The organism is Protofrankia sp. CiP1_Cm_nod2, assembly GCF_920664355.1.
Taxonomy (GTDB): Bacteria; Actinomycetota; Actinomycetes; order Frankiales; family Frankiaceae; genus Protofrankia.
Genome location: NZ_CAKKTL010000199.1, coordinates 1 through 9,676 on the forward strand (window position 1 = coordinate 1; position 9,676 = coordinate 9,676).

The window sequence follows — 9,676 nt, forward strand, 5'->3', positions numbered from 1 at the left end:
GGCCCGATGCGGATTTCGTGGATTCAGCGGGTCGTAGAAGGTCCGGTGAATCCATCGGCTGTCCGGCACCTCGTGGAACTGTGGCCCCGCTGTCTGGAGCAGGCGCCAGAATTCGCCGAGGTCGGCCGCGCCCGGAAAACGAGCCGAAAGCCCGACTATCGCGACGTCCGTCACAGGCGATCCCCCCGATTGTCGATTGGCGCAAGATAATTGTCTGGATGTTGTGGCGCGGTCCGGGAACGGTCGCGGACAGCGGCCACGGAGGTCCTGTCGGGCATGTTTGTTCATGAGCCGCCGCCGTTTACCGGCGGTCCTCTCCGGTGGTGTCCTCGCGGGCCATCCGCCGTTTTCGTACGCCAGTGTGTATTTGCTTGGTATCTCGGTGTCGTTATGTTCTCGTATGCTGCCGGCAGTACGTTCTGGCCAGTTTCCTGGTCGGTATTCTGACCGGCCCGGGGACGATCTCGCCGCATCTCGCCCGGCGGGCGGTGGCATGCCGGGTAACGTCGTTTTTCCACCTCTCGTCCCGGCGCGTCGCGTTCAGCTCCGCGGGCCCTGGTCGGAGAGTCCCGCGCACGCCGGCTGGAACAGTCTTTACTTTGTATCGCTCCTGGAAGACGGTCGAGGGATTGTGGTTCGGCCGGCGGGTCGTCCACGGCGGCTGGCCGGGCTGATATGCCGGCCGGGTGGACATGAATGTGTGCACATCACATCTTGTCGTCGTCGTCGGCGGCGGCGTCGACGTTCTCCGGCGCCGCGCCGGTGGGCGGCGCGCGGGCGCGACGGCTCGTCCGGAAGGCCCGGACGGCCCGCCACCCCGGCCGCGGGGAGCCCGCCGCGCCCTGGTCAAGTAGCCGTCCGCCCACGTGGCCGGGGCCGAGATACCGTTTGCTGAGGTACCTGCGTACTTGTACGGTGCCCGCCCGCGGGGCCCACGCCAAGATGGAGCTGTAGGCGTCGTAGGTGCCCCTGGGCGACTTCCGTGCTTCCCGTCCACGGGCGGTTCCTCGGACAGGTCGTGTATATGGCGCATCGGACGCCGCTCGCGTAGCGGGCCGAAGGTGGCGTGGTCGTGTTTTCCGCGCTGCCGGCGGCTCGGCCGCACGGGCCGCCAGGAGGCGTGAAGCGCGCCGTCTGATCGTTCTGGACCGAGGAGATCGGGAATGAGTCATGTGAAGTTCGCCACCCGCGACGGTACTCCCTGGGTACCGCAGTACATCGTGGCGTTGGACGGGGACAAATGTATCGGCTGTGGTCGTTGCTACAAGGTCTGCGCCCAGGGTGTGCTCCGCCTGATGGGCGTGAACGACGAGGGTGAACTGGTCGATCCCTTTGACGACGACGAGGACATCGAGCGCAAAATTATGATCATCGATGCCGCCGGCCAGTGCATCGGCTGCAATGCCTGCATCCGGGTGTGCGGTCCGCGCTGCCAGACCTACGAGCCGGCCGAGGCGGCCTGATCCACCGGTATTTCCGTTTCACCGTTTCCGTTTCGCGCGGCTGTGTCCCGGCTGGCTCCCGCGGTGACGCCGGGCCGCCCGCCGGGACACGAGGACCGTTCGGCCTGCTCCGGACGGCGCTCGGGAACCCGGATCTTCCGGATCCGGGTCTCCCATGTCGGCTTCCGGTTTTCCCGGCTTTCCAGCCCTGCCGACACCCGGTCTCGAACGCCGAGGAAGCGCTGAAGAGACGCTGAAAAAGCACCGAGGGAGCACCGAGGGAGCACCGAGGGAGCACCGAGGGAGCACCGAGGGAGCACCGAGGGAGCACCGAGGGAGCACCGAGGGAGCACCGAGGGAGCACCGACGAAGGACGGCCGTGCCGTCCCCGGGCCCGCCGGCGCAACCCGGGACTATTCTGGTACCACCAGGCCAACGGCGGCCCACCTGTCAGGTGGCGCGGCACGACGACGTCATGACCCTCGGCAGACGCTGACAAACCGGTCAACGGCGGCGCAGGGGCCCTGGCCCGGTTCTCCCGATCGGCCTGTCAGCCGCGTTTGGTGCCGTCTTCGGTACCGTGCGTTTGTCTGCACCTCCGTGGCCGACCGGAGACCGTACGGTCGTGGTTTCCGCGTGACCGGCGGCCAGGATCCGCCGGTAACAACCAAAGATCAATAAATCATGGTTTTCGCGCTGCCGTTGACCTGCTGGACGAGCTTCGAGGAGGGGACGGGGCGAAACGCGGTGGATACACCGATAGTCTGCGTGTCTGCGGCACTGTGACGGTGAGCGCAGGGGAGCGGCGCTCGCCGCGATACATGGGCGGAAGAACCATGGCCGCGGAGGGCGAGAGCTCGGACATGCGTGAGGAGCGAGCCATTGGCTGGCCGGGACGTCGACTACGATCGCCCGATTCTGCTGGGCTGCGGGCGATGCGACGTGCAGTGGACGGCGCTGACCGCCGCCCATTGCCCGGGCTGCCACGAGACCTTCGCGGGAGTGGGCACCGGGTTCGACGCCCACCGTGTCGACGGCCGGTGCGTCCCGCCCGAGCAGGTGGGCCTACGCCCTGACGGCGGATACTGGGTGGCCGCCGACGAGCGAGCCCCGGGAAAGATCCTGCGGGCGCCGCACCACTCCAGGATCCGCCAGGCCGGCTGAACGCGGCCAGGCCGGCTGAACGCCGACGCCGGGGGAGCGCCGGCCAGGACGGGAACCGGCGGCCCGGACAGCCCCACATGATCCTGTCGCGTGGCCGGCTGTCACGCGTCGAGCCGTATCCACACCTGGCCGTTGTCCACCCGCAGGGGCAGCCGCGTCAGCTGCGCGCCTGGCGAGTTCAGGCAGGCGCCGGAGCGCGCGTCGTAACAGAATCCGTGCCGCGGACAGGTGAGGGTGTCGGTGGCCGGGTCGAGCTGCGCCACGTTGATCGGCAGGCCCTGGTGGGCGCAGGTGTCGCGGTAGGCGGTGAGCCGGCCGTCGAGACTGATGACCACGATGTCGGCCCTGACGCCGTCGGCCCGCTCGAGGTGCAGCGCCGTGATCGGCCGCCCGCCGAGGTCCGCCGCCGTCCCGACCGCCACCCATCCGTCGTCTCCATCGTCGCGGTTACGCACCGGGCCCAGCGGGATCAGTGTCGGGGGTGGGTCACCCGCGAGCATCACCACGCGCGCGATCGACCCGACCCCGCCGATCAGAGCCTCCTTGACGACCTCACGCAACGTGACTCCGGCCAGCGCGCGGCTGTTGCAGGTGCCGCTGACCCGCAGGAACGCGGTGTCCCCGTCCACCCGGACCAGCTCCGCGTTCCCGCCGTGCGCCCGGAGGTACGGGCGGACCTTCTCCAGCGCGCGCAGCGACTCGGTCACCGGCGTGGGCTGGAGGATCCCGTGCACGGAGAAGAGCAGGCGTACCACGGGATCGTCCGCCAGCTCGAACAGCAGCTCCCGGCCGCGGGGATCCTCGCGCAGCCGGCGGACGATCGCGTTGATCCCGCTGCCGTGCAGGGCCTCGACGGCGTGCCGCAGCTGCTCGGCCCGCAGCCGGGCCGCCGGTTCCAGCTCCCGGACGCCGGCCGCCGCCTCGTCGAGCGCCTCCGAGAGCGCGCCGAAGCCGGGTTCGTTCCACGTCGGCCCGGTCGGCCGGGCGTCACTCATCGCTGGGCTCCTTGTCCGTCTCCCCCGGGTCAGACCGCACCGTTGATCACGAACTTGCTCAGTTCCCGGCCGGTCCGCCCGTCGTAGGCGTGCACGGTGCACACCAGACAGGAGTCGAAGCTGCGGGCCACATGCCCGAGCTCCACCGGGTCCTCGGCGTCGGCGACCGGTGTGCCGACCAGGGCCTGCTCGATCGGGCCGGGCGTCTGCGAGCCGTCCCGGGGGCCGATGTTCCACGCGGTCGGCGTGACCACCTGGTAGTTCGCGATCTTTCCGTCCTCGATGACGATCCAGTCGGCCAGCGACCCGCGGGCGGCCTCGGTGGCCCCGAAACCGCGGCCCTCGGTGGGCTCGGCCGGTCTGGTGTAGAAGCTCTCCCGCAGGTCGAGCTGGTCGAGCCACTGCCGCGTCCACTGGTAGTACTTTGCGGCCTCGTGCATCCGGGCGAGCTGGCGGACCAGCACCGACGGCCCGGCCCGGGCAATGATGTCGGTGAACAGCGGGTCGTAGTCCTGGTGGGCGGCGGCGCCGGGGGCGCCGGCGACTATCCGGCGGGCCAGCGGGCCGGCCTCCATCGGGACGTACCCCTGCCCCGACAGGTGGTAGCGCGGCGCTTTCGCCCAGCTGTACTTGCCCTGCTCACGCCCTCGCTGCGGGTCGAGCGGCCGGGTCTCGCCGTCGAACGGGTGGCGGGCCTGCGTCCCCTCGTAGAAGGAGTGGGTGACGTCCTCGCGGACCCACCTCTGGTCGAAGGTGAGGAACTCGCCGTTGGAACAGACCCCCGAGCGGGCGATCAGGGCGGCGTTGCGTCCCTCGATGGTCGGCTCCGCGTAGAGGTCGGGGTGGAAGTAGGTGCCGGTGGCCAGGTAGTTGCCGATCCCGCCGCCGTAGGTGTCCAGGCCGATGTCACGGCCGTAGCGGATGAAGAAGCCGCAGTCGCTGTCGTGCTGGGAGTCGTTCTCCTCGACCCAGGCGAGCACGTCGTCCCAGGTGCGGTTGGCCAGCCAGCGCTCGACCGAACAGCCGAGCCAGTACTTCTCCAGCCAGTTGTGCTTCCAGTGCTCCAGGATGGCGATCGACCGGGTGACGTCGGAGAGGGTGGGTGCGCCCATGACACCCCCGGGCACCATGAAGCTGGAGTGCGGCCACTGCCCGCCGAGGATCGCGTACACCTCGGTCGGCTTGCCGGACAGGACGACCCCCGGGGCGTAGCTGGTACCGGTGTACGGGGTGAAGCGCCGGACGGCCTCGTCGTAGAGCGGCGAGCGCGCGTACTTCCTGTTCGTCAGGTCGATCGCGAACAGCGCGTAGAAGTAGCGCGGGATGCTCTGCAGCGTCTCGCACGCCTGCGCGATGTTGCGGACCAGCGTGGCGTTGGGCGGTATCCGGGTGCCCCACGCCACGTCCAGGGCGTACGCGGCCTTGTACAGGTGGCTGCCGCCGCAGATGCCGCAGATGCGCGGGGTGACGATCAGGCCGGCCTGGGGGTCCTTGCCCTGAAGGATGATCTCGAAGCCGCGGAACATGGCCGCCTGGGCCCGCGCGGAGGTCACCACGCCATCGCTGACCGTCACCTGGACGTCCAGGTCGCCCTCGACCCGGCCCATCGGGCTGACGTTGAGATCGACGGTGGTCATCGGTGTCCCCTTCTTCCAGTCGGCGGTGTCCATCCGGTGCGGGCGGAGCGGAGCGGGCGGGGCGTCAGACGACGAACGTGTCCTTCTTCGACCAGTCCGGGGCGGCGATCTTCGCGATCGCGGACTGGGCCAGGTAGGTGAGGTGGCGGGTGCCTTCCGGGATCTCCCGGGGGATGACGCCGGCGGCCTTGCGGGTCCGGAAGACCGTCCCCGGCTCAAGGTCGAAGAACGGGAACTCCGGCTCGGTGCACCCGATGCACGGCACACCCGCCCGGGTCTTGGACGACTGGCCGTTCCACAGGATGCGGTTGCACGACGAGTGGGTCATCGGGCCGCGGCAGCCGAGCTCGTAGAACAGGCAGCCGGTGCGGGTGCCCTCCCCGAACGTGGTGGTGGACTGCTTGTACTCGAAGAACTCCGTCCGGGTGCATCCGGTGTGCGTGAAGCTGGTGAAGAACGTCCGCGGCCGCTGGAGCTCGTCCAGGTCGATGTCGGCGGCCCGGCCGGTCGCCAGCGCGACGAGGATCTGGGAGATCCAGTCCGGGTGGGCCGGGCAGCCCGGGATGTTGACGACCGGCAGCCCGCCGCGCGAGCGGAACTCCGCGCCGAGGAAGCCGCCGCGCTCACGCTTGTGGAACTGCAGACCGGTCGAGGACGTCGGGTTGGGCGCCGTCGCCGCGATCCCGCCCCAGCAGGCGCAGTCCCCGACCGCGACCACGGTCCGGGCCGTTCCTGCCAGGTCGATCACCCAGTCCTTCATGGGCCGGTCGGCGAACATGTCGTAGCGGCCGGTGCCCTCGGGCCCCTCGATCACGGAGCCCTCGAACACCAGGACGTCCACCGGCGTCTCGCCGCTGGCGCAGGCCCGCAGCAGCTTGCGCGCGTGAGTCCCCGACTCCAGGGCGAGGGAGGGATGCCAGAGCAGCTCGAGCCCGAAGCTGGTGACGAGGTCGACGACATTCGGCTCGTCGGCGTTCAGGAAGGACATGGTGTTCCCGCCGCACGCCCCTCCGTGCAGCCACAGCACGGACGGCATCGGTCCTCCTCTCGGGTAACCCCGGGCGGGGTTACGTGACCGTTCCCCGGGCGGTCCGGGGACGGGGCCTGCCGTGACCCGAGCCGGCCCGGCCTGGCCCGGCCTGGCCTGGCCTGGCCTGAGCTGGCCTGGCCTGAGCTGGCCTGACCGCTGATCGGGCCAGGCCGGGTCCCGGGCTTGCCGGCCGGTTTCCGGGCTCGCGCTGAGCGGCCCCGAGCGCGGAAGAAAGGCGATCGCGCCACCGCGGCTCCATCGCCATGATCCCATGGCGTCAACGGCCCGCCCTTGCCAGAACCCGGACGTATGACCGCCATCACGTAATGATCATTTATCGGCCACCCGGCGAGCGGGCGGTTGAAGGACCGCGTTTTCGTCTCCGGTCCCCGACCGGAGCGGCGATGTCGATCTCGGCCGATCTCGAGGATTCGGCCGGCCGCGCGCTCGGGTCGCGGGCGGCTCCCCGACATCCCGGACAGCGCCACGAGCCGGGTATCCGCGCGCATAGCCCGATCACGCCTTGATCACATGGGCCCGATGGCGGCGCGCTCCGGGCCTTTCGACGCGCCGTCGCCGGCATGTGAAGCCGCCCGGTGGGCTGTGGGCGTCTGCCCGTATCGGCGTGGGGGCGCTGCCCGCCGTGCCACCGCCGCTGGCTCGGCAGTCAGTTTCTGGACATTTCGTCCATGGTCGTCACCGTGCCCGGTTTGATACCGCGGTGGACACTTCCACCGGCGTCCGGGTGAGCCACCGGAATTCACCCGGGGTGGCGACCATGGCGCGCCGCGTCCCGGGAGGGATGCCGCCGAAGTGGTCGACACGGTATACCGGGCGGACGTTTCGGGTTGTTTTCGACGGACGAACCAGCATATTACCGGCGGCGTTATCGGTGATATTACCGGCGGTCGGTGACGAGCGGGCCTGATCCGGCCCTACTTCCTTCGGAAGAGAAACACCGGCTTTTCACCCTGTGTCATGGCGGGTATGCGCTGCTGTAATCATCGAGGGCGAACACTTGCGATGTCATCATGTCGGTCGACTGTCAGCAGCCAGGAGAAGTGCATTGATTGAAATCTTTTCCGGGCACGTCCCAGAGGCATTTGTATGGACGGTCGCCGAACAGGCTGATTTTTTCGAAAGGTGGTAGAAATGGCTCGCGACACAGCACCGTCCGGTGCTGCCGTGCCGGTTGACGACGGTCTTGTACCGCTGGTGCCCAGGCCCCGGCAGCCAGCGGAAGCGGCTTCGCGCGCGCGCTCCGCCACCGCGGGCAGGGCCGGGGCGGCGGCCAGTGGCCGGACGGGGCGGGTGGCAGGCCTGCTCGTCATCGCGCTCGGCGCGATCTACCTGGCCTGGCGGACGGCGACACTCGGCGGCACCAGCGCGATCGGCTACCTGTTCTATGCCGCTGAGCTGGTCGCCTACCTGGCCGTCGGGTGGACGGCGGTGATGATGGGCCGGCTGCGGCCAGGCGCTGCCCGGCAGGCCCCGCCGCCGGTGGGCACTCTGGACGTGTTCGTGACGGTGTGCGGCGAGCCCGCGGCCATGGTCGAGCGGACCCTGCGTTTCGCCCTCGCCATCGACTATCCGCACCAGACATACGTCCTCAACGACGGCCGTATCGCCGGCCGGCAGGACTGGCGGGAGATCGACGCGCTCGCGTCCCGGCTCGGGGTGCCCTGCTTCACCCGGGTCGACGGTACGCCGGGGAAAGCCGGCAACCTCAACCACGCGCTGGCCCGCACCCGCGGTGACGCGGTTCTCGCCCTCGACGCGGACCATCTGGTGGTCCCGGATCTCGGGGAGCAGGTGGTCGGTTATCTGCGCGATCCGGACGTCGGTTTCGTCTGCACCGCCCAGCGTTTCGACACCGGCCGTCTCGACGTCCTGAACAACACCGATAGCATTTTCTACCGCTCCCTGCAGCCGGCGAAGGACCGGGACAACGCGGCGGTCTCCTGCGGGAACGGGACGCTCTACCGACGGTCCGCGCTTGAATCAGTCGGCGGATTCAGCGAATGGAACATAGTAGAAGACGTCCAGACGTCATACGAACTGCATGCTCATGGCTGGTCCAGCATCTATCATCCCGTCCCGATATCGGTCGGGACGGCGCCGGCGACGGCGGCCGTCTACGCCAAGCAGCGGCTGCGCTGGGCGATGGACAGCACCCGGCTGCTGCTGTTCGACAACCCGCTGGCCAGGCCGGGCCTGACCCGCTGGCAGCGGGCGCACTACCTGCACAGCACCCTCAGCCCGCTGCTGGCGTCCGTTCAGGTGGTCTTCGCGCTGGGGCCGGTGCTGTCCATCGTCTTCCGTTCCCCGCTCGCCTCCACGGGCTCCCAGCGGGCGTATCTGCTGTTCGGGCTGCCCTACTTCGCCAGCACCCTGTTCTTCATCGCCGCGTACGCGGGGACGCGGGCGGCGCCCCGCACGGTGTCGAGCGTGCTGTTCAACTCCCCGATCTACCTGCTCGCGCTCGTGCGCGTCGCGTCCGGATACCGGCCCCGCTCGTCCGGTACGACCGAGAAGGCTTTCCAGCCGAAGGTGTCGCTGCTCCTGCTGCCGCAGGTCCTGCTCGCGGCCGTGCTCGTGTTCTCGGTTGTCTTCTACGCGTTCGACACCCGGGCGGACCGCCAGGTGGGTGCGCTGGCGTGGGCCGGGATCCTGCTCGTGACCCTGGCCGGCCCGCTGTCGTCGGTCAGCGAGCGGCGTGCCGCGGTCGAGCGCTGGCAGGCCCCGATCCGCGGGGCGATCATCCTTGCCGTCGCCTTCCTGTCAGCCTGGACGTTCGCCCACTGACCGGACACTCGCCCACGGGCCGGGCGCGCGCCCGCTGACCAGAGGAGGCCGCGCGTCCTCATCCTGATGGCGCTCCGGTCACCGCAACGAGGGAACACGTGGCTGTCACAGCAGCCAGGTGTTCCCTCGTTGTCATGATCCGGGGCTTCCGGGGGCGCTGGGTCAGCCGGTCGGGAGGGTCTCGCAGGGGATGTTGAGGTCGTCGCGTACCGCTGGGGCCAGGGTGTCGCAGCCGACACCGGCCGTTCCCAGCTCGGTCAGGGCCCAGCGGGAGCCCGGGGGAGCGCTGTGGCGCAGCAGGGCGGTGGCGGGGTCGGTCTCACCGCCGGTCGGTATGACACGGGCGGTCGCGACGGCCGGATCGACCGTGGACACGTGGACGTCGGTCACCTCGACGTTTCCCGGCGGGACCTCGCCCAGCAGCGGGCTGCTGCGCACCGCCTGTGCGATCTGCTCGTCCACGGACGAGCCGTCCCGCTGAACCGCTGTGATCGCGGCAGGCTGCCGCGCCGGCCCGGCGGCCACCGGACCCGTGGCCCCCGTGGCCGTCTGCTCGGTGGCCCCGCCCGCGGTCCCCGGGCCGGCCACCGGGCTCGTGACGGC

General features: G+C 69.9%; 8 protein-coding genes and 1 pseudogene. 3 read left to right on the forward strand and 6 right to left on the reverse strand.

Annotated elements, in window-relative coordinates; all coding sequences use genetic code 11:
* Together NBW84_RS24510 and NBW84_RS18785 are read right to left on the reverse strand one after the other, a co-directional pair.
* Positions 1 to 495 (reverse strand): beta-ketoacyl synthase N-terminal-like domain-containing protein (locus NBW84_RS24510; RefSeq protein ID WP_445548765.1); only part of this gene is annotated, 495 nt, incomplete at its 3' end.
* 212 nt (positions 496 to 707) lie between these two features.
* A complete protein-coding gene (locus NBW84_RS18785) occupies positions 708 to 866 on the reverse strand; it encodes a hypothetical protein (RefSeq protein WP_250286052.1) in 159 nt (52 codons plus the stop codon).
* Between the two features lie 297 nt (positions 867 to 1,163).
* On the opposite strand from NBW84_RS18785, the gene fdxB reads away from it, so the two are divergent.
* Positions 1,164 to 1,463: a ferredoxin III, nif-specific gene (fdxB, locus tag NBW84_RS18790; RefSeq protein WP_250286053.1), complete on the forward strand. Its 300-nt coding sequence runs from the start codon at positions 1,164 to 1,166 to the stop codon at positions 1,461 to 1,463.
* 861 nt (positions 1,464 to 2,324) lie between these two features.
* Positions 2,325 to 2,606 carry an FDXHR family putative zinc-binding protein gene (locus tag NBW84_RS18795; protein WP_250286054.1) on the forward strand — a complete coding sequence of 94 codons (282 nt, stop codon included), beginning with the start codon at positions 2,325 to 2,327 and terminating at the stop codon, positions 2,604 to 2,606.
* A gap of 101 nt (positions 2,607 to 2,707) precedes the next feature.
* On the opposite strand, the gene NBW84_RS18800 is transcribed toward NBW84_RS18795, so the two are convergent.
* The 3 genes from NBW84_RS18800 to NBW84_RS18810 form a co-directional block, all read right to left on the reverse strand.
* A complete protein-coding gene (locus NBW84_RS18800; RefSeq protein ID WP_250286055.1) occupies positions 2,708 to 3,601 on the reverse strand; it encodes a NifU family protein in 894 nt (297 codons plus the stop codon).
* Between the two features lie 29 nt (positions 3,602 to 3,630).
* A complete protein-coding gene (locus NBW84_RS18805) occupies positions 3,631 to 5,238 on the reverse strand; it encodes a nickel-dependent hydrogenase large subunit (RefSeq protein WP_250286056.1) in 1,608 nt (535 codons plus the stop codon).
* Between the two features lie 64 nt (positions 5,239 to 5,302).
* The gene (locus NBW84_RS18810; RefSeq protein WP_250286057.1) at positions 5,303 to 6,274 is read right to left on the reverse strand and encodes a hydrogenase; all 972 of its coding nucleotides are present in this window, start codon (positions 6,272 to 6,274) and stop codon (positions 5,303 to 5,305) included.
* 1,146 nt (positions 6,275 to 7,420) lie between these two features.
* Here NBW84_RS18810 and NBW84_RS18815 point away from each other — a divergent pair.
* Entirely contained in the window at positions 7,421 to 9,073 is a 1,653-nt protein-coding gene (locus tag NBW84_RS18815) for a glycosyltransferase (protein WP_250286058.1), read from the forward strand.
* A 162-nt stretch (positions 9,074 to 9,235) separates the two neighbouring features.
* Here NBW84_RS18815 and NBW84_RS18820 read toward each other — a convergent pair.
* Positions 9,236 to 9,676 (reverse strand): annotated as a pseudogene (locus tag NBW84_RS18820) (hypothetical protein); the annotation flags it as partial.

What these genes read in the sequence shown, in the direction of transcription:
- NBW84_RS18800 (WP_250286055.1), bottom strand. Translation starts at nt 3,601, where the DNA reads ATGAGTGACGCCCGGCCGACCGGGCCGACGTGGAACGAACCCGGCTTC.
- fdxB (WP_250286053.1), top strand. Translation starts at nt 1,164, where the DNA reads ATGAGTCATGTGAAGTTCGCCACCCGCGACGGTACTCCCTGGGTACCG.
- NBW84_RS18810 (WP_250286057.1), bottom strand. Translation starts at nt 6,274, where the DNA reads ATGCCGTCCGTGCTGTGGCTGCACGGAGGGGCGTGCGGCGGGAACACC.
- NBW84_RS18805 (WP_250286056.1), bottom strand. Translation starts at nt 5,238, where the DNA reads ATGACCACCGTCGATCTCAACGTCAGCCCGATGGGCCGGGTCGAGGGC.
- NBW84_RS18815 (WP_250286058.1), top strand. Translation starts at nt 7,421, where the DNA reads ATGGCTCGCGACACAGCACCGTCCGGTGCTGCCGTGCCGGTTGACGAC.